We start from the raw sequence: 19064 nt of genomic DNA on the forward strand, positions 1-19064 counted from the left end.
CGCCGACGCGCGACGCGCCGCTCCGGGCCAACGTTGCCGGGTTACGCCCTTTGGGCTAACCCGAACTCCGAAAACCGCGTTAGCCAGGCGGACCGTAACCGCCGCCGCCCGGCGTTTCGACGACGAACACGTCGCCCGCCCGCATCTCGGTCTTGCCGATGTGCGCCAGTTGCTCGACGCTGCCGTCGGCGCGCCGCACGCTGTTGCGCCCCAGCGCCCCGCACGCGCCGCCGGCCATGCCGAACGGCGCGTGGATGCGGTTGTTCGACAGGATCGCCGCCGTCATCGGCTCCAGGAAGCGCACCTCGCGCACGCCGCCGTTGCCGCCATGCCAGCGCCCGGCGCCGCCCGAGCCGGGCCGGATCTCGTAGCTGTCGAGCCGCACCGGGAAGCGCCATTCCAGAATTTCCGGGTCGGTCAGGCGCGAGTTGGTCATATTGGTTTGCACCACGTCGGTGCCGTCAAAGCCCGGCCCGGCGCCGGAGCCGCCGGCGATGGTCTCGTAGTACTGGTACTTGGCGTTGCCAAAGGTAAAGTTGTTCATCGTCCCCTGCGCCGCCGCCATCACGCCCAGCGCGCCGTACAGCGCGCTGGTGATGCAGGTCGAGGTTTCAACGTTGCCCGACACCACGGACGCCGGATAGCGCGGGTTCAGCATCGAGCCGTGCGGGATAATGACCTTGAGCGGCTTCAGACAGCCGGCGTTGAGCGGAATCTCGTCGTCGACCAAGGTGCGGAACACGTACAGCACCGCCGCCATGCACACCGCCGACGGCGCGTTGAAGTTGTTGGGCAACTGCGCCGAGGTGCCGCTGAAGTCGATCTCGGCGCTGCGGCTGGCCGCGTCGACGCGGATCGCCACCTGGATCTGCGCGCCGTTGTCCAATTGCACCGTGTAGGCGCCGTCCTTGAGCGCGCCGATCACCCGCCGCACCGCCTCCTCGGCGTTGTCCTGCACGTGGCCCATGTAGGCCCGCACCACGTCGAGGCCGAAGTGCGCGACCATCTTGCGCAACTCGTCGGCGCCCTTCTGGTTGGCCGCTACCTGCGCGCGCAGGTCGGCCATGTTCTGGTCGGGGTTGCGCGCCGGATAGCGCGCCGCCGCCAGCATGGCGCGCGCCTCGGCGTCGCGCAGGTGGCCGCCGCCTTGGCGGCCGTCGACCAGCTTGAAGTTGTCGATCAGTACGCCCTCCTCCTCGATGCTGCGCGAGTCGGGCGGCATCGAACCGGGCGTGGTGCCGCCGATGTCGGCGTGGTGGCCGCGCGAGCCGACGTAGAACAGGATCGCCGCGCCCGCCTCGTCGAACACCGGCGAGATCACCGTCACGTCGGGCAGGTGGGTGCCGCCGTGGTAGGGGTCGTTGAGCATGAAAACGTCGCCCGGATGCATGCGCCCGGCGTTCTCGAGCATCACCGTCTTGATGCTTTCGCCCATAGAACCGAGGTGCACCGGCATGTGCGGCGCGTTGGCGATCAAGTTGCCGTCGGCGTCGAAAATGGCGCAGCTGAAATCGAGCCGCTCCTTGATGTTGACCGAATACGCGGTGTTTTGCAGCCGCAGCCCCATCTGCTCGGCGATCGACATGAACAGGTTGTTGAAAATCTCCAGCATGACGGGGTCGGCGCCGGTGCCGATGGCGCGCCGGGCCGGCAGCGCCTCGACCCGCGTCAGCACCAGGTGCGCGTGCGGCGTGACGCGGGCCAGCCAGCCCGGCTCGACCACGGTGGTGGCGTTGGTCTCGGCGATGATGGCCGGTCCGGCGATGGCGTCGCCGGGGCGCAGCGCCACGCGCTGGTACAGCGCGGTGTCGCGCCAGCGGCCGCCGGAATACATAGGGACGGTCTGCAGCGGGGCGATAGCCAGCGGCGCGGTACCCACCGGCACGCTTTCCAGCGGCGCCGGCGCGTCGGACTTGCCGATCGCCTCGACCGAGACCGCCTCCACAATCAGCGCCTTGCCCGGCATCAGGAAGGAAAAACGCTTCTTATAGCCGGCCTCGAACTGCGCCTGCATCGCCTCGTTGCCGTCGAACAGCACGATCAGCGCCGAGTCGGTGCCCTCGTAGCGCAGGTGCACGCGCCGGATCAGCGCGATGCGCGCCGCCGCCACGCCCTGCGCCAGCAGGTCGGCGCGGGCTTGGGCGCCCAGCGCGTCCAGACGGCGCGCCAGCTCGGCCGGGGCGCCGGCGTCCAGCCGCGCCTCGACGGCCGCCTCGCGCATTGCGCTCTGGTCGGCCAGACCCATGCCGTAGGCCGACATCACGCCGGCCAGCGTGTGGATGAACACGCTTTTCATGCCCAACGCGTCGGCCACCAGGCAGGCGTGCTGCCCGCCCGCGCCGCCGAAGCTGGTGAGCGTGTATTCGGTGACGTCGTGACCGCGCTGCACCGAAATGTACTTGATGGCGTTGGCGATGTTGCCGACCGCGATGTCGAGATAGCCTTCGGCAACCTGCTCGGGCGTCGTCGGCTGGCCGGTCGCGGCGCCGATCTCGGCCGCCAAGGCGGCAAATTGCGCGAACACGGTGTCGGCGTCGAGCGCCTCGCCGGCGCCGGCGCCGAACAGTTTCGGGAAATGCGCCGGCTGGATCTTGCCGAGCATGACGTTGCAGTCGGTCACAGCCAGCGGACCGCCGCGGCGGTAACTGGCCGGGCCGGGATTGGCGCCGGCGCTGTCCGGGCCGACGCGGTAGCGGGCGCCGTCGAAGTGCAGGATCGAGCCGCCGCCGGCGGCCACGGTGTGGATGCTCATCATCGGCGCGCGCACGCGCACGCCGGCGATCTGGGTGTCGAAGACGCGCTCGAACTCGCCGGAAAAATGCGACACGTCGGTCGAGGTGCCGCCCATGTCGAAGCCGATCACCCGTTCGAAGCCGGCCAGCTGGCTGGCTGGCGCGCACCATGCCGACGACGCCGCCGGCCGGCCCGCTGAGGATGCTGTCCTTGCCCTGGAAGGCGCGCGCGTCGCTCAGGCCGCCGTTCGACTGCATGAATTGCAGGTGGACGCCGGGCATCTCGGCGGCCAGCTGGTCGACGTAGCGCCGCAGGATCGGCGACAGGTAGGCGTCGACGACGGTGGTATCGCCGCGCGCCACCAGCTTCATCATCGGACTGACCCGGTGCGACACCGACACTTGGGTGTAGCCGATTTCGCGGGCGATCTCGGCGACCCGCGCCTCGTGCGCGCTGTAGCGGTAGCCGTGCATGAAAACGATCGCCAGCGAACGCAGGCCCTGCGCGTACAGCGCCTGCAACGCGGCGCGGGCGGCGGCCCCGTCCAGCCCGCGCACCAGCTCGCCGTGCGCGCCGACGCGCTCGTCGATCTCGACGACGTGGCTGTACAGCAGCTCGGGCAGCACGATCTGCCGGTCGAACAGCCGCGGCCGGTTCTGGTAGGCGATGCGCAGCGCGTCGCGGAAGCCGCGCGTGATGGCCAGCGCGGTCGGCTCGCCCTTGCGTTCGAGCAAAGCGTTGGTGGCCACCGTGGTGCCCATCTTGACGGCCCCGATGCGCGCCACCGGGATGGGCGCGCCGGCCGCCACGTGCAGCAGGTGGCGGATGCCGGCCACGGCGGCGTCGCGGTACCGCTCCGGATTCTCGGACAGCAGCTTGTGGGTCACCAGCGTGCCGTCGGGACGGCGCGCCACGATGTCGGTGAAAGTGCCGCCCCGGTCGATCCAGAATTGCCAATCCATATTGTGCGTCCGCCAAGTTGGAAACGCCCATTGTAGCCGGGCCGTCAACATTGCGCGCACGCCCCTTGCGCGGCAAGGCAATCCCCACTATGTTGGCTACATCTTTCCATTCGAATACGGATACCAGCCCATGAACCCACTCTATACCAGAGCCGAAATCCGCGCCGCCGAAATGGCCGCGGCGCAGCAGTTAGCACCCGGCACGCTGATGCAACGCGCCGGCCTGGCCGGCGCCAACGTAGCGCGCGCGCTGTTGCCCGCTGCGCCGGCGCAGTACAAAGTGCTGGTATTGGCCGGTCCCGGCAACAACGGCGGCGACGCGCTGGAGACGGCGGCCCACTTGGCGGACGCCGGCCTGCAAGTCTCGGTCTGGTTGCTGCCCGACACCGGCGCGCCGTCGGAGGAACGGCGCCACGCGCTGCAGCGCGCCCGCGCCAGCGACGCCACCTTCATCGAAGCCACTCCGGCGGCGCTGGCCCGCGCCGATTGGAACCTGGTCGTCGACGGCCTGTTCGGTATCGGCTTGCGGCGCCCGCTCGACGGCGTGGCGCTGGCCGCCGTCGAGCAGCTGAACCGGCAACACTGCCCGGTACTGGCGCTGGACGTGCCCAGCGGCCTCGACGCCGACACCGGCGCCGTGGTCGGTCCGGACGCGGTTGCGGTGCGCGCCAGCCACACCGTCACCTTCATTGGCGACAAGCCCGGCCTGCACACCGGCGACGGCCGCGACCACGCCGGCGCCGTACAAGTGGCGCCGCTGGACATCGACGCGCGGCACCTTGCGCCTGCCCGCGCGCGCCTGAACGACGCCAGCCATTTCGCCCAGCACCTGCGGGCGCGGCGGCAAAACACCCATAAAGGCAGTTACGGCAGCGTCGCCGTCGTCGGTGGCGCACACGGCATGACCGGCGCGCCCATCCTGGCGGCGCGCAGCGCGCTGTTCGGCGGCGCCGGCCGGGTCTACCTGGCCTTCCCGGACGAGGCCCCGGCCTATGACAGCGGCCAGCCCGAACTGATGTGCCGGCTGGCCGGCGACTTCGACTTCGACACGGCCGTCTTGGTGGCCGGCCCCGGCCTGGGTACCTCGCACCGCGCATATGCGCTGCTGCAGCGCGCCATCGATAGCAGTAGCGCGCTGGTGCTCGACGCCGACGCGCTGAACCTGATGGCGGCCGAGCCGGAGCTGCAAAGCGCGCTGTCGCTGCGCCCCGGCGGCGCGCTGCTGACGCCGCACCCTCTGGAGGCGGCGCGCCTGCTCGGCGTCACCATCGCCGAGGTGCAGGGCGACCGGCTGGCGGCGGCGCGCCAGCTGGCCGCGCAGATGCAGGTGACGGTGATATTGAAGGGATCGGGTACGGTGGTGGCGGCGGCCGACGGCGCCGTCGTCGTCAACACCACCGGCAACCCGGGGCTGGCCACGGCCGGTACCGGCGACGTGCTGTCGGGCCTGTGCGGCAGTCTGCTGGCGCAGGGCTGGCCGCAGTGGCAGGCGGCACTGGCGGCGGTGTGGTTGCACGGCGCGGCGGCAGACGCCCTGGTGGCCGCAGGCGTCGGCCCCATCGGCCTGACGGCCAGCGAGCTGCTGCCGGCGATCCGCGGCGCCATCAACCGCATGGCCCGGAGCGGAACATAAAAACGCCGCAAAAGCCAAAAAAAACACAGTCAAAGAGCCGGGGTTACGCCCCTGGTTTCCTTAACTTTCGCAGCGCCTCCATATCACCGCTACACCAGGCGGCCCGCCGCAATCGTAATGGTGCGCCCGCAACGCGCCGCGATCGACGGGTCATGCGTCACCAGCACCAGTGTCGAACCATGCTCTCGGTTGAGCTGGAACATCAATTGGATCACCGCCTCGCCGGTGGCCGCGTCCAGGCTGCCGGTGGGTTCGTCGGCGAACAGCAGCGGCGGCTCGGTGACGAACGCCCGCGCCAGCGCGACGCGCTGCTGCTCGCCGCCCGACAAATACTTCGGATAATGCTTGAGCCGGCTGCCCAGCTTGACCCGCTCCAGCATCGCCGCCGCCTTCTCCCTGGCGTCGGCCTCGCCGCGCAACTCCAGCGGCAGCATGACGTTTTCCAGCGCCGTCAAATGGGCCAGCAACTGGAACGACTGAAACACGAAACCCAGCTTGGCCATGCGCAGGCCGGCGCGGCCGTCCTCGTCGAGCGCGAAGATATCGCTGCCGTCGAGCACCACCTTGCCGGCCGACGGCGTGTCCAGCCCGGCCAACAAACCAAGCAAGGTCGACTTGCCCGAACCGGAGGCGCCGACAATAGCAAGCGTCTCCGCCCGTTGCACGGTAAAATCAACACTATGCAGTATCGTCAGCTCACCGTCGGCGTCCGGCACGCGCTTGGTCAGACCGCTCACCTGGATCGCGGCCGGCAACGCGGCACGCTCCAGGCGGGTGACGGCGGCGCCAGGGCCGGACGCGGCAGCCGCCGCTTCATTGGGAACAAAATTCGGGGAAGTCGCTTTTGGAAAATCGGGCATGCTGATCTATCTTAAAAAAATTCGTGAACACCTTGGTGGCCGTGGCGGTCAGTTGAAACCGCATCGGCGCCTGTTGCTGTCGCTGCCTGTGGCCGCCCTGCTGTTTGTCGCAGGCACGACGCGCGCCTATTCTGCACCAAAAACGGTGCTGGTGCTGGGCGATAGTTTATCGGCTGAATACGGCCTGAGCCGAGGCAGCGGCTGGGTCGCCCTGCTGGAGCAGCGCCTGGCTGCGCAAAAACTCGGCGCGGCCATCGTCAACGCCAGCGTCAGCGGCGAAACCACCAGCGGCGGGCGCACGCGCCTGCCGGCGCTGCTGAAACGGCACCGCCCCGACATCGTCGTCATCGAACTGGGCGCCAACGACGGCCTGCGCGGCCTGCCGGTGGCGGCCGCCGAGGCCAACCTGCAAGCGATGAGCGCCGAGGCCAAGGGCGCCGGCGCCGAGGTGCTGCTGGTGGGCATGCGCCTGCCGCCCAACTACGGCAGCGCCTACGCCGACAAATTCTTCGCCATGTACGGCAAACTGTCGAGGCAACTGAAGGCGCCGCTGGTGCCGTTTATGCTCGACGGCGTCGCCGACAAGACGCAACTGTTCCAGGCCGACCGGTTGCACCCGACCGCCGAGGCCCACCCCATCATCCTGGCCAATATCTGGCCACAACTGCTGCCATTGCTGAAAGCCCGATGAAATACCCGGCCCTGCTTAATTTTGAAGAAGTCCTGTCCCAGCTCGACAGCTACGACGCCATCATCGACGCGCGCAGCCCGTCCGAGTACGCGCTCGACCATCTGCCCGGCGCCATCAACTGCCCGGTGCTCGACGACGCCCAGCGCATCGAAGTGGGCACGCTGTACAAACAGGCCAACGCCTTCGAGGCGAAGAAAGTCGGCGCGGCGATGGTTGCCAAAAACATCGGCCTGCACATTGACACGTTGTGGCTCGACAAGCCGCGCGACTGGAAGCCGCTGATCTACTGCTGGCGCGGCGGCAACCGCAGCGGCGCGATGGCGCACATCCTGGCGAAAATCGGCTGGCCGGTGATCCAGCTCGAAGGCGGCTACAAAGCCTACCGCAACCACATCAACGCCGCGCTGGCGCAGGAACCGGCGGTCGGCCTGAAGGTGATCTGCGGCACCACCGGCAGCGGCAAGAGCCGCCTGCTGGAGATCATGCACGCCAACGGCGCCCAGGTGCTCGACCTGGAACAACTGGCGGCGCACCGGGGCTCGGTGCTGGGCACCCTGCCAAGCCAGCCGCAGCCGTCGCAAAAGGCGTTCGAAAGCGCGATCTGGAAGCGACTGCGCCAGTTCGACCCGGCCCGGCCGGTGTTCGTCGAATCGGAGAGCAAAAAGGTCGGCAACCTGCGCGTGCCCGACGCTCTGATCGACAAGATGCGCGCCGCGCCCTGCATCTCGCTGACGCTGTCGCGGCCGAACCGGGTGCGCCTGCTGATGGAGGACTACGCCCATTTCACGCTCGACCCGGCACACTTGAATGCCCAGCTCGACTGCCTGCTGAGCCTGTACGGCCGCGAGAAAATCGCCCGCTGGCACGCGATGTCCAACGCCGGCCAGATGGCGGAACTGGTCGACGAATTGCTGGTGCAGCACTACGACCCCGCCTACACCCGTTCGATCGGCCGCAACTTCGCCCAATACGCCGAGGCCGAGGTACTGGCGCTGGACGGCATTGGCGAGGCGTCGTTCCTGGCCGCCGCCAGCCACCTGAACGCGGAAAAATAGCAGTCGAGCTCGATGTTAAGTGGCGCGGCCGGATATCAGAATCAGGGTTTTGACGTCGTCTTCGCTGGCGATGGTTCTTTGTATGATGTCGCCTCGGTAGACTGGCGAATTGATATTTGTGCTGTAGTACGACATCAAGCCAATTTCGCCGGACGGCGGATACGGCGGCGCGTTCGCATGCGCGCAACCGAGGATGGATGAAGTTCCGCCATGGCCCCATGACCACGCTATTCCGAATGCGCTGGTCAGGAAGCCGTGGCCGATTTCGTGCGCGGCGGTCATGCTGAATATGGCGTCGGAATCGCTGCCGCAACTGTGGTCGTAGTACAAATTGCCGGTAAATACAGGGTAGGGATTGCGCGACCGACTGCTGAGATTACCCAACAGCCGAATGCCGGGATTGGCAAAGGTGATCGGCATGCCCTGCGCCGATTCCCGCACCGTGACCTTGACGCTCCATTCGAGTCCGTTCAAGCGCACGGATCTGCTCCAGTAATCGACCATTCCCTGGTTCGCCAAACGCGCGTATACATCGAACTGCGCCCGGGTTATGCGGCTCGCCAAGCCGCTGATCCGACTGGCAAACGACGGTGTCCGATAGTCCATCAGCACGCGGATATGGATTTCCCTTTTTTCGCGGTCTATGCTGGCGCTTGCATAGCCAAGCGGATTTTTCCGCCCGCGCAGTATTTGTTCGCAAGGGAAGGCGCTAATTGGATGAAGCTTTGGCGTCATCGGCTGTACGGTTTAATTCATTCAACATCGCTGAAGGTCGCATACGCCTCATGGCGGTTCTTACAGTATACGTGGAGACAACTCGATCCAATAAAAAAAGCCGCTCGAGAGCGGCTTTTTTTTAATATGGCGACGACTTACTTCGCATCGGCATCCGGCTTAACGTCGGTGCTGGCCAGGGTAATTGGCTTGAGCACTTTGACCTTGGCTTTTTCTTTCAGCACTTCAACGTAGTTGAACATTTCTTGCTGGGCCAGGATGTTGGCGATCTGGTCTTTTTCCGACTGGCGGCGCGCGGCGTCCGGCGTGGCCGATTGCTGCACTTTGCCAATACGGTAGATGCCATAACCCATGCCTGGAACGTCCACGCCGACATAGGCTGGCAGCTTGCTGACATCGGCTTTCATCACTTGCGCCATCGCCAGGCGGTTGATACCGTCGGCTTTGCTGCGCGACACCAGTTTGGCGGCGCCGAAGCCGGTCGCCTCGCCCGAGGCCTTCAGGGCCGCCAGTTTGCTATCGCCGGCATTCTTGGCCAGCTTCACGGCTTCTTCCTGGGTAACGCGCTGACGGATCATGGCGTCGACTTCGGCCAGCGGACGCTTGCTCGCAGGCTTGAATTCGACCACGCGGCCGGCGATCAGGGTGTTCGGTGCAACTTCCACGGCTTCGGTGTTGCGTTTGTTTTTCAGCACGTCGTCGGTGAAGATGGCCTTCAGGAACTTGGCGTTGTTAAACGGCGCCGCGCCCAGCGCCGGCGATGGCACGCGCGACAGGTTGGCAACGGTTTCGACTTTCAACTTGAGCTTGTCGACCAGCGGTTTCAGGCTGTCCGATTGCTCGTAGACGGTGTTGGTGAACTGTTCGGCCAGCTCCGAATATTTCTTGGCCGATTTTTGTTTCTTCAGGTCGGCCAGGATCTCGCCTTTGACCTGGTCCAGCGGGCGCACTTGGGCCGGCTTGAGCGCGGTCACGGTCAGGATGTGGAAACCGAATTCGGAGGTGACGACGTCGCTGATTTCGCCCTGCTTCAGTTTGTAAGCGGCCTCTTCCACCGCTTTTGGCAGCGCGCCTTTTTCCACGATGTCCAGGTCGCCGCCCAATTCGGCCGAGACCGGATCTTGCGACTGGGCCTTGGCAATCTTGGCGAAATCGCCCGGGGCCTTGCGCACCTCGGCCAGCACTGCTTCGGCCTTGGCTTTGGCGGCGGCTTTCTCGGCGGCGCTGGCGTCTTTCTTCAGCGCGATCAGGATGTGGCTGGCGCGGCGGCTTTCGTCGGCCGTGTAGCGCTTGGCGTTCTGCGCGTAGTACGCGGCGACTTCGGCGTCGCTGACGCTGACCTGGTCGGCCACCGCGGAGCTGTCGAACAGCACGTATTCAATTTTGACTTGCTCAGGGATTTCGAAAAACTTGCTGTTCTTGTCGTAGAAAGCCTTGACCATCTGGTCGCTCACTTTCACCTGCGGCAGGAACTCGGCGGCCGGCAGCAACAGCTCCTGCACTTCGCGTTCCTGGTCATTGATGTCTGACAGACGGCTCGCCAGCGTGTTCGGGGCGAACGCGGTGCCCTGGATCGCGCCGCTCAATTGCTGCGCGGCCAGGTCGATGCGCAGTCGCGCGTCGTACATTTCCGGGGTCATGCCCTGGGCCGCCAGAATCGCCTTGTAGCGCTCCAAGTCGAAGCTGCCATCCGGCAGCGTCAAGCCTGGGGTTTCCATGATGACTTTTTTGATCGCGGCATCGCTGACACTCAAATGGCCGCGCTTGACTTCGGCGCCGACGGCGCGCTCGGCGATCATATTGTCGAGGATGGCTTGCTTGGCTTCCGGCGTATCGAACATTTTCTGGTCGAATTGCGCGCCCAGCATTTGGCGGTAGCGTTCGATTTGCTGGCGCTGCGCCTCTTCCCACTGCTGCTGCGTGATCGGCTGGCCGCCGACCTTGGCGATGGTGGTGGCGTCGTCGCCAAAGCTTTGATAACCGCTGACACCAACGAATACAAACGACGGAACGATGATCAACATCAGGATAATTTGCATCCAGCGTTGATGGGTACGAATAAATTCAAACATGGTCAGCCAATTCGGATTTGAGTGGATTACGATGGACTTGCGCATATAAAAAGAGGCGAACTCTCGTTCGCCTCTTTTTGTTCCGGCGGAGTGGATTGGACTTTATTCGCAGCCCACTTCCCCTTTAAATTCAATGACTTGGCGACAAAACCGGACGAAGAATCCGTCGACCAAATCAATACCACTGGATTCTACCTCGACGCTAGCGCTATAGCAAGGGTAAATCATGGCGAAACGGCGGGGTTGAACTCGGTTTTCGGCTATGGCGGACGGGGCTGGAAGATTGGCGGGGCGACGGAATAATCCGGCCGCGCCGCACCAACCGGGAATTGCCCGTCGCGCGCCGGCGATGAGTGGAATGGGGAAAAGAAAATGCGAACGGAAAAAGAAAAACCCCCGTAACTCACTGAGCAACGAGGGTATCTTTATTCTGGCGGAGTGGACGGGACTCGAACCCGCGACCCCCGACGTGACAGGCCGGTATTCTAACCAACTGAACTACCACTCCAGGTACTTACAAGATTATGGCGGAGCGAACGGGACTCGAACCCGCGACCTCCGACGTGACAGGCCGGCATTCTAACCAACTGAACTACCGCTCCAGCTCTTGCAAATGTTTGTATTTTTTGGCGGAGTGAACGGGACTCGAACCCGCGACCTCCGACGTGACAGGCCGGCATTCTAACCAACTGAACTACCACTCCGAAAAAATACAAGGTACTACGATCTGGCCGGTACTACCACCAGACCTTTTCAGTGACTGTCACCTCACCGAAGTCCGTTAGTTTACTGCATCTTTCAAAGCTTTACCAGCTTTAAATTTAGGAACTTTTGCAGCCTCGATCGTGATGGCTTCTTTGGTGCGCGGATTGCGACCGGTACGCTCGGCACGCTCGCTCACCGAGAAAGTGCCAAAACCGACCAACGTTACGCTGTCGCTCTTTTGCAAGGTCTCCGTTACGCCACCAATGACCGCATCGAGTGCGCGCGCCGCGGCCGCTTTCGAGATGTCGGCTTTTTCAGCAATGTGGTCGATCAATTCAGTCTTATTCACTAGCGGTCCCCGTTACAAAGGTATATATCGTCTTCGCCGCGGATTGATTGTGTCAACCCGCCGCAATCTTGCGGAAGAAAATTCTGCAGGGCGTATTAAACAAGCCGGGCTGTTTTGTGTCAAGCGTTTGGCCCGCAGAATGCCGTTTGAATAGCAAACAAGCGCTATAAAAGCGCTTGTTTGGGTGCTAAGCGCTAAAAACGCTTAATGTTTGACGACCTCGCCGGCGACGTCGGGCTTGGCCGCGGCGGCGGCAACCGCCTCCACCGCGGGCACTTCAACCAGCGCCTCCGGCGCGCGTTCCAGCGCGATTTCCAGGACTTTGTCGATCCAACGCACCGGCACGATTTCCAGTTTGTTCTTCACGTTGTCCGGGATCTCAGCCAGATCCTTGACGTTCTGCTCGGGAATCAGCACCGTCTTGATACCGCCGCGATGCGCCGCCAACAGCTTCTCTTTCAGGCCGCCGATCGGCAACACTTCGCCGCGCAGGGTGATCTCGCCAGTCATCGCCACGTCCGCCCGCACCGGAATGCCGGTGAACACCGACACCAGGGCCAGCGTCATCGCCACGCCGGCCGAAGGACCGTCCTTCGGCGTCGCGCCTTCCGGCACGTGGATGTGGATGTCGCTCTTCTCGAACACCTCGGGTTTGATGCCGAGGCGGGCGGCGCGGCTGCGCACGACGGTGCGGGCCGCTTCGATCGATTCCTTCATCACGTCGCCCAGCGTGCCGGTGCGGATGATGCCGCCCTTGCCCGGCATCGTCACCGCCTCGATCGTCAGCAAATCGCCGCCGACTTCGGTCCAGGCCAGACCGACCACCTGCCCGACCTGGTTTTCCTTCTCGGCCACGCCGAAGTCATACCGGCGCACGCCGAGGAACTTGTCGAGGTTTTTCGAATTGACGATGACCTTTTTCTCGGTCTTTTTCAGCAACAGCATCTTGACCACCTTGCGGCAGATCTTCGACACTTCGCGTTCCAGCGAACGCACACCGGCTTCGCGGGTGTAGTAGCGGATGATATCGCGCAGCGCCGATTCGGCGACCGTGATTTCCTCTTCCTTCAAGCCGTTGTTCTTGATCTGCTTCGGCAGCAAATAACGCTGCGCGATGCTGGTCTTCTCGTCCTCGGTGTAACCCGACAGGCGGATCACTTCCATCCGGTCCAGCAGCGCCGGCGGAATGTTGTACGAGTTCGAGGTGGCCACGAACATCACGTCGGACAAGTCGAAATCGACTTCGATGTAATGGTCGGAGAACGTGTGGTTCTGTTCCGGATCGAGCACCTCCAGCAACGCCGACGACGGATCGCCGCGGAAGTCCGCGCCCATCTTGTCGACTTCGTCGAGCAGGAACAAGGGATTGCGCACGCCGACCTTGGCCAGCGATTGCAGGATCTTGCCCGGCATCGAACCGATGTAGGTGCGGCGGTGGCCGCGGATCTCGGCCTCGTCGCGCACGCCGCCCAGCGCCATGCGCACGAACTTGCGGTTGGTGGCGCGGGCGATCGACTGCCCCAGCGAGGTCTTGCCGACGCCCGGGGGACCGACGAAGCACAGGATCGGCGCTTTCAGCTTGTCGACGCGTTGTTGCACCGCGAGGTATTCCAGAATGCGTTCTTTAACCTTGTCGAGACCGTAGTGGTCGCCTTCCAGCACCTTCTCGGCGTTGGCCAGGTCGTTGTTGACCTTGGACTTCTTCTTCCACGGCAGGTTGACCAGGGTGTCGATGTAGTTGCGCACCACGGTGGCTTCCGCCGACATCGGCGACATCAGCTTGAGCTTTTTGAGTTCGTTGGTGGCCTTGTCGAGCGCTTCCTTCGGCATTTTGGCCGAGACGACTTTCTTCTCCAGCTCGTCGAGGTCGGCGCCATCCTCGCCCTCGCCCAATTCCTTCTGGATCGCCTTGACTTGCTCGTTCAGGTAGTACTCGCGCTGCGATTTCTCCATCTGGCGCTTGACGCGGCCGCGGATGCGCTTTTCCACCTGCAGGATATCGAGTTCGCCTTCCAATTGACCGAGCAGGTGCTCGAGCCGCTTGGCGACGCCGAAAATCTCCAGGATCACTTGTTTCTGTTCCAGCTTGAGCGGCAGATGCGCGGCAACGGTGTCGGCCAGGCGGCCGGCGTCGTCGATGCCCGACAGCGACGCCAGGATCTCAGGCGGAATTTTTTTGTTCAGTTTGACGTACTGGTCGAACTGCTGGACGATGGCGCGGCGCATCGCCTCCACTTCCGAATCGTCGCCCGGCTCGGACTCGAGCGGCGTCAGGTCGGCGATGAAATGCGTGGGCGCGTCGCTGATGTGGTTGATGCGGGCGCGCTGGGCGCCTTCGACCAGCACCTTGACGGTGCCGTCGGGCAGCTTGAGCATCTGCAAGATATTGGCGACGCAACCGATCTGGTAGATATCGGACGCGGACGGTTCGTCCTTGGCGGCGGCTTTTTGCGCGGCAAGCATGATACTTTTGCCCTGCTCCATCGCAGCCTCAAGCGCCTTGATCGACTTTGGGCGGCCGACGAACAGCGGTATCACCATATGCGGGAAAACTACAACATCCCGCAGCGGCAATAACGGCAATTGAGTTTGCTCTGTTAATTTGGAAGTTGTCATGGCGTACCTTATAGAAAGCGTATTGATGATGTTGGCGCTCGCTGCCGAAACACAAGACCGGCGAGAAGAAATAATTCCGGAAAATAACAATATTCTATCGTTTTATCCGGAAAACATCGCCATAACTCTAATCGATGCACAAATCCCAATAAAAAAGCCACACGCAGCATGTCGCGGCGAGTGGCTTTTCGAGTGAAGCCCGACATCTATCATTGATTTAAATTGTACCGCCTTGCATTAGGGATGGAAATCTCTTTTGTGCAATAGTGTGGCGGCTTTCTTTAATTTTCTCCGGATGCTTTTGCTTGCTCTTGGTAAATCAATAAAGGTTTCGCGCCACTAGTGATCGTATTTTCATCAATAACGACCTTGACGACGTTTTGCTCATTCGGCAATTCGTACATCACGTCCAGCAAGGCGTGCTCGAGGATCGAACGCAGGCCGCGCGCGCCGGTCTTGCGGGCCAGCGCTTTTTTGGCGATGGCGTGCAAGGCGGCCGGGCGAATTTCCAGTTCCGCGCCTTCCATCTCCAGCAGTTTCGAATACTGCTTGATCAGGGCGTTCTTCGGCTCGATCAGGATCTGGATCAGCGCCTCCTCGGTCAATTCGGCCAGGGTGGCGACGACCGGCAGGCGGCCGACCAGTTCCGGGATCAGACCGAACTTGATCAGATCTTCCGGCTCCGCCTCCAACAACACTTCGTTGCTGGCGCGCTGGGTCTGGCTCTTGACGATGGCCGAGAAGCCGATGCCGCTCTTCTCCGAACGGTTCGAGATGATCTTCACCAAGCCGTCAAAGGCGCCGCCGCAGATGAACATGATGTTGGTCGTGTCGATCTGCACGAAGTCCTGGTTCGGATGCTTGCGCCCGCCTTGTGGCGGCACCGACGCCATCGTACCCTCGATGAGTTTGAGCAGGGCTTGCTGCACGCCCTCGCCCGAAACGTCGCGGGTGATCGACGGATTGTCCGACTTGCGCGAAATCTTGTCGATTTCATCGATGTAGACGATGCCGCGCTGGGCCTTCTCGACATCATAGTTGCAGCTTTGCAGCAGCTTCTGGATGATGTTTTCGACGTCCTCGCCGACATAGCCGGCTTCGGTCAGCGTGGTGGCGTCGGCAATGACGAACGGCACGTTGAGCATGCGCGCCAGCGTCTGGGCCAGCAGGGTCTTGCCCGAACCGGTAGGACCAACCAGCAAGATGTTGCTCTTGGCCAGTTCGACGTCGTCCTTCTTGCCCAGATGCTTGAGGCGCTTGTAGTGGTTGTACACCGCCACCGACAGGATGCGCTTGGCAGTCTGCTGGCCGATCACGTACTGGTCCAGCAACGCGGCAATTTCTTGCGGCGTCGGCAGGTCGGACTTGGCGCCGGTGACCGACTCGATGCTCGACGTTTCATCGCGGATGATGTCGTTGCACAGGTCGATACATTCATCGCAAATAAACACGGACGGGCCGGCGATGAGTTTTTTCACCTCGTGCTGGCTTTTGCCGCAGAACGAGCAATACAGTAGTTTTTCGCCGCTAGAGGATTTTTTGTCTGACATAAGGCATTTTGGTTGGAACTACATTAACAATATTGCAAACTCGCTGACAGGGAGCTGCCCTTAAAGCGTTAGCGTACGGAAAAACCGCACACATACTCCATGCTACCCGAAATAAAAAAGAAACGCCCGAACGTTTCAGCGCCCGGGCGTTTTTTAGCAATACCGGTTGGGGCACATCAAGCGCGGCTGGTCAACACTTTGTCGATCAAACCATACTCGGCGGACTCGTCGGCCGACATGAAGCGGTCGCGGTCGGTGTCCTTGGCGATCTGCTCGACCGACTGGCCGGTGCGTTCCGCCAGGATACCGTTAAGACGGGAGCGCAGATACAAGATCTCGCGCGCCTGGATTTCAATATCCGACGCCTGGCCTTGCGAGCCACCCGACGGCTGGTGAATCATAATGCGCGAGTTCGGCAACGAGAAACGCTTACCCTTCGCGCCCGCGGCCAGCAGGAAGGCGCCCATCGAGGCGGCCATGCCGGTGCACAGGGTCGAGACGTCCGGCTTGATGAACTGCATCGTGTCGAAAATCGCCATACCGGCCGATACCGAACCACCAGGCGAGTTGATGTAGAGCGAAATATCCTTGTCCGGATTTTCGCTTTCCAGGAACAGCAACTGGGCCACGATCAAGTTCGCCATCTGGTCGTTGACGGGGCCGACCATGAAAATCACCCGCTCTTTCAGCAAGCGCGAGTAAATGTCATAGGAGCGCTCGCCACGGCCGCTCTGCTCCACCACCATTGGCACGAGGCCAAGCATTTCAGTGTCCAGCGCTGGATTTCGGTTCATACCTGTCATGTTCTTTCCTTGTGAAGCAGCTTGGAGGCGCCGCCGCCGTCCGGTTGCCCGGTTGGCGGCGGCGCCCTGCCGGTTTACGCTTGTTGTGCGTTGCTTCCCATCAGTTCGTCGAAGGCAACCGCTTTCGACGACACTTTCGACAGGCCCAGCACGTAGTTGACGACGTTTTCTTCCAATACAAGGGCTTCGACTTCAGCCAGACGTTGACGGTCGCTGTAGTAGTACTTCAGCACTTCGCGCGGGTCTTCGTAGCTTTGGGCGAAGTCTTCGACCTGGGCCTTGACTTGCTCAGGCGTCGCCTGCAGCTTGTTGGTGCCGACCAGTTGCGACAGGATCAGGCCCAGGCGCACGCGGCGCTCGGCTTTTTCAGCGAACATCTCCGCTGGGAATGGCACGTCCTTGACGTTCATGCCGCGCTGCGCCATGTCTTGACGGGTCATTTCGGCCAGGCGCTCGGAGTCTTGGGCGATCAGCGTTTTCGGCACGTCCAGCTCGGCCACTTTGACCAGCGCGTCCATCACGCTTTCCTTGTTGCGCGCCTTGACGCGGCCGGCTACTTCGCGTTCCAGGTTGACTTTGATGTCTTCGCGCATTTTGGCCAGGTCGCCGTCGGCAACACCCAGCGATTTGGCGAATTCAGCATCGACTTGCGGCAGGTGCGCCCATTCCAGCTTGGTCAGGGTGATGGTGAACGAGGCCGTTTTGCCGGCGACGTCTTTACCGTGGTAATCCTCCGGGAACGACAGCGGGAAGGTTTTCGCTTCGCCGACTTTCAAACCGATGGTTGCCGCTTCGAACTCAGGCAACATGCGGCCTTCGCCCAGCACGAACGAGTAGCCGTCGGCTTTGCCGCCCGGGAACTCGACGTCGTCGATCGAGCCGACGAAATCAACGGTGACCTTGTCGCCGTTTTGCGCGCTCAGGTCGGCGCCGCCGTCGCCGTGTTCACCAGCCTCACCTTTGGTGTGGTAGTGCACGCGCTGCTTGCGCAGGATGTCGATGGTCTTGTCGATTTCCGCTTCCGACACTTCGGCCTTGACGGTTTCGATTTCCACGCCGCTCAGGTCGCCGATGACGACTTCCGGATAGACTTCGAAGGTTGCGTCGAACGCCAGCACGCCGTCGGCGGCTTCTTCCTTCGGTTCGATTTTCGGGTAGCCGGCCACGCGCAGCTGGTTTTCGTTGGCGGCGTCGTTGAACGCGCGGCCGACTTTGTCATTCAGCACTTCGGTTTCGATTTGATAACCGTATTGTGCCGCGACCATTTTTAAAGGAACTTTGCCCGGACGGAAGCCCGGTGCCTTAGCCGTACGGGCTTGCACTTTCAGGCGCTTCTCAACTTCCGTGCGGACGTCCGTCAGCGGGAAGGAGATCGTGATACGACGTTCGAGTTTGCCCAAGGTTTCGACTGCAGTTGCCATGTAAAAATCGTCCAAAAAATAAAATACGTTGGTGCGAAGAAGGCGATGCGCCGACATCACAAGATGCCCGCCACCGCCCGCTCGCATATTCATCTGTAACTCGTTGACGAGCAAAGGTCTTATGGTGATAGCTCCCCCGCTTTCCGGAGTTTCCCAACTATCGTCCAAACTACCCCTCTGACCGCAACAGCGTAACAGGGCTCCGACCAATCAAGCTTGCTACGAGGAAAAGTCGCAGGCTGACCAAAATTCGGTAAAGCGTGGCATTATAGCAAAGCCGCTAGGGAATGTGGCCAACATTGCGTACGGATCTCCTTGCGGCGCCATAGGGCAATGCCGGTTTCGGCCGAGCCGCTTTTGCGCAGCGCCGAAACGGGCGCCGCCGCCCGTTGCAACGCACAGTATATGCCATCCGGGGTCGCGCTTGAAGCAGAACAGCGCAAGAAAACACGGGGGCATAGCCGCCGGCGAAAAACGATTTGGTGTAATTTATATCGAGTCGCGCGGCTACGCGACTGATAGGCACCCGGCACCGGTGGAACGCCCGGACGAGGCAATGAGAAAAATACAACGAAGAAAAACCACCAGCGCGACAATAAGGCACTGCATGGTGCGGATGGGGAGACTCGAACTCCCAAGCCGAAGCACTGGCTTCTAAGACCAGCGTGTCTACCAATTCCACCACATCCGCTTCCCTGCTCCACGATTCTAACAACTCGCGGCCGTTCTGGCTACCACGGGCCAATTACTGCTAGGCAATCGTCCTGCGGGAACGCGGCATTCTACTGGATTCCCAGCAGGAATGCGGCGTTTTTTTGCGCTGACATTGGCGCGCGGCCGAAAAGAAACCGGCGGCGGTCCGCCGGGGGCGGACCCAGA

General features: G+C 62.5%; 12 protein-coding genes, 4 tRNA genes and 1 pseudogene. 4 read left to right on the forward strand and 13 right to left on the reverse strand.

Annotated features, from left to right (window positions below; genetic code table 11):
• Positions 1 to 79: 79 nt before the first annotated feature.
• Positions 80 to 3695: pseudogene (locus tag ACFDR9_RS00750) on the reverse strand (hydantoinase B/oxoprolinase family protein).
• A 130-nt stretch (positions 3696 to 3825) separates the two neighbouring features.
• Here ACFDR9_RS00750 and ACFDR9_RS00755 point away from each other — a divergent pair.
• Complete coding sequence (locus ACFDR9_RS00755) at positions 3826 to 5328, forward strand: NAD(P)H-hydrate dehydratase (protein WP_409029739.1); 1503 nt, start codon at positions 3826 to 3828, stop codon at positions 5326 to 5328.
• A gap of 89 nt (positions 5329 to 5417) precedes the next feature.
• Here the strand turns inward: ACFDR9_RS00755 and ACFDR9_RS00760 are convergent, their stop codons facing one another.
• Positions 5418 to 6188, reverse strand: coding sequence for an ABC transporter ATP-binding protein (locus tag ACFDR9_RS00760; RefSeq protein ID WP_327075837.1), 771 nt, complete (start codon positions 6186 to 6188; stop codon positions 5418 to 5420).
• 52 nt (positions 6189 to 6240) lie between these two features.
• Between ACFDR9_RS00760 and ACFDR9_RS00765 the strand changes: the two genes are divergently transcribed.
• Together ACFDR9_RS00765 and mnmH are read left to right on the forward strand one after the other, a co-directional pair.
• The gene (locus ACFDR9_RS00765; protein WP_017875659.1) at positions 6241 to 6879 is read left to right on the forward strand and encodes an arylesterase; all 639 of its coding nucleotides are present in this window, start codon (positions 6241 to 6243) and stop codon (positions 6877 to 6879) included.
• On the forward strand, positions 6876 to 7934 hold the full coding sequence (gene mnmH / locus ACFDR9_RS00770) for a tRNA 2-selenouridine(34) synthase MnmH (RefSeq protein WP_409029740.1): 1059 nt from the start codon (positions 6876 to 6878) through the stop codon (positions 7932 to 7934). Before ACFDR9_RS00765 ends, mnmH begins: the two co-directional genes overlap by 4 nt.
• Before the next feature lie 15 nt (positions 7935 to 7949).
• On the opposite strand, the gene ACFDR9_RS00775 is transcribed toward mnmH, so the two are convergent.
• The 7 genes from ACFDR9_RS00775 to lon all read right to left on the reverse strand — a co-directional run bounded on the left by ACFDR9_RS00775 (position 7950) and on the right by lon (position 14411).
• On the reverse strand, positions 7950 to 8669 hold the full coding sequence (locus ACFDR9_RS00775; RefSeq protein ID WP_409029741.1) for a hypothetical protein: 720 nt from the start codon (positions 8667 to 8669) through the stop codon (positions 7950 to 7952).
• Between the two features lie 137 nt (positions 8670 to 8806).
• A complete protein-coding gene (locus ACFDR9_RS00780) occupies positions 8807 to 10741 on the reverse strand; it encodes a SurA N-terminal domain-containing protein (RefSeq protein WP_409029742.1) in 1935 nt (644 codons plus the stop codon).
• Positions 10742 to 11172: 431 nt separating this feature from the next.
• Positions 11173 to 11249 (reverse strand) — tRNA-Asp (locus tag ACFDR9_RS00785).
• 17 nt (positions 11250 to 11266) lie between these two features.
• Positions 11267 to 11343: transfer RNA gene (locus tag ACFDR9_RS00790), tRNA-Asp, on the reverse strand.
• Between the two features lie 25 nt (positions 11344 to 11368).
• A tRNA-Asp gene (locus ACFDR9_RS00795) sits at positions 11369 to 11445 on the reverse strand.
• 77 nt (positions 11446 to 11522) lie between these two features.
• Positions 11523 to 11795 carry an HU family DNA-binding protein gene (locus ACFDR9_RS00800; protein WP_017875663.1) on the reverse strand — a complete coding sequence of 91 codons (273 nt, stop codon included), beginning with the start codon at positions 11793 to 11795 and terminating at the stop codon, positions 11523 to 11525.
• A gap of 204 nt (positions 11796 to 11999) precedes the next feature.
• On the reverse strand, positions 12000 to 14411 hold the full coding sequence (lon, locus tag ACFDR9_RS00805) for an endopeptidase La (RefSeq protein WP_026132637.1): 2412 nt from the start codon (positions 14409 to 14411) through the stop codon (positions 12000 to 12002).
• Between lon and ACFDR9_RS00810 the strand changes: the two genes are divergently transcribed.
• The gene (locus tag ACFDR9_RS00810) at positions 14410 to 14607 is read left to right on the forward strand and encodes a hypothetical protein (protein WP_409029743.1); all 198 of its coding nucleotides are present in this window, start codon (positions 14410 to 14412) and stop codon (positions 14605 to 14607) included. The genes lon and ACFDR9_RS00810 overlap by 2 nt on opposite strands.
• Positions 14608 to 14692: 85 nt before the next feature.
• Here the strand turns inward: ACFDR9_RS00810 and clpX are convergent, their stop codons facing one another.
• The 4 genes from clpX to ACFDR9_RS00830 all read right to left on the reverse strand — a co-directional run bounded on the left by clpX (position 14693) and on the right by ACFDR9_RS00830 (position 18876).
• Positions 14693 to 15961 carry an ATP-dependent Clp protease ATP-binding subunit ClpX gene (clpX, locus tag ACFDR9_RS00815; protein WP_017875665.1) on the reverse strand — a complete coding sequence of 423 codons (1269 nt, stop codon included), beginning with the start codon at positions 15959 to 15961 and terminating at the stop codon, positions 14693 to 14695.
• A 176-nt stretch (positions 15962 to 16137) separates the two neighbouring features.
• On the reverse strand, positions 16138 to 16755 hold the full coding sequence (gene clpP, locus ACFDR9_RS00820) for an ATP-dependent Clp endopeptidase proteolytic subunit ClpP (protein ID WP_409029744.1): 618 nt from the start codon (positions 16753 to 16755) through the stop codon (positions 16138 to 16140).
• A gap of 83 nt (positions 16756 to 16838) precedes the next feature.
• On the reverse strand, positions 16839 to 18185 hold the full coding sequence (gene tig / locus ACFDR9_RS00825; RefSeq protein WP_026132639.1) for a trigger factor: 1347 nt from the start codon (positions 18183 to 18185) through the stop codon (positions 16839 to 16841).
• Positions 18186 to 18793: 608 nt separating this feature from the next.
• Positions 18794 to 18876, reverse strand: a tRNA-Leu gene (locus ACFDR9_RS00830).
• Between the last annotated feature and the right edge of the window lie 188 nt (positions 18877 to 19064).

The sequence above is a fragment of the Janthinobacterium sp. CG_23.3 genome (genome assembly GCF_046115965.1).
Taxonomy (GTDB): domain Bacteria; phylum Pseudomonadota; class Gammaproteobacteria; order Burkholderiales; family Burkholderiaceae_D; genus Janthinobacterium.

Bases quoted from the DNA above. Each gene is read 5' to 3' on its own strand.
- ACFDR9_RS00755 (WP_409029739.1), top strand. From the start codon at position 3,826: ATGAACCCACTCTATACCAGAGCCGAAATCCGCGCCGCCGAAATGGCC.
- ACFDR9_RS00760 (WP_327075837.1), bottom strand. From the start codon at position 6,188: ATGCCCGATTTTCCAAAAGCGACTTCCCCGAATTTTGTTCCCAATGAA.
- mnmH (WP_409029740.1), top strand. From the start codon at position 6,876: ATGAAATACCCGGCCCTGCTTAATTTTGAAGAAGTCCTGTCCCAGCTC.
- ACFDR9_RS00775 (WP_409029741.1), bottom strand. From the start codon at position 8,669: ATGACGCCAAAGCTTCATCCAATTAGCGCCTTCCCTTGCGAACAAATA.
- ACFDR9_RS00780 (WP_409029742.1), bottom strand. From the start codon at position 10,741: ATGTTTGAATTTATTCGTACCCATCAACGCTGGATGCAAATTATCCTG.
- ACFDR9_RS00810 (WP_409029743.1), top strand. From the start codon at position 14,410: ATGGCGTACCTTATAGAAAGCGTATTGATGATGTTGGCGCTCGCTGCC.
- lon (WP_026132637.1), bottom strand. From the start codon at position 14,411: ATGACAACTTCCAAATTAACAGAGCAAACTCAATTGCCGTTATTGCCG.
- clpX (WP_017875665.1), bottom strand. From the start codon at position 15,961: ATGTCAGACAAAAAATCCTCTAGCGGCGAAAAACTACTGTATTGCTCG.
- clpP (WP_409029744.1), bottom strand. From the start codon at position 16,755: ATGAACCGAAATCCAGCGCTGGACACTGAAATGCTTGGCCTCGTGCCA.
- tig (WP_026132639.1), bottom strand. From the start codon at position 18,185: ATGGCAACTGCAGTCGAAACCTTGGGCAAACTCGAACGTCGTATCACG.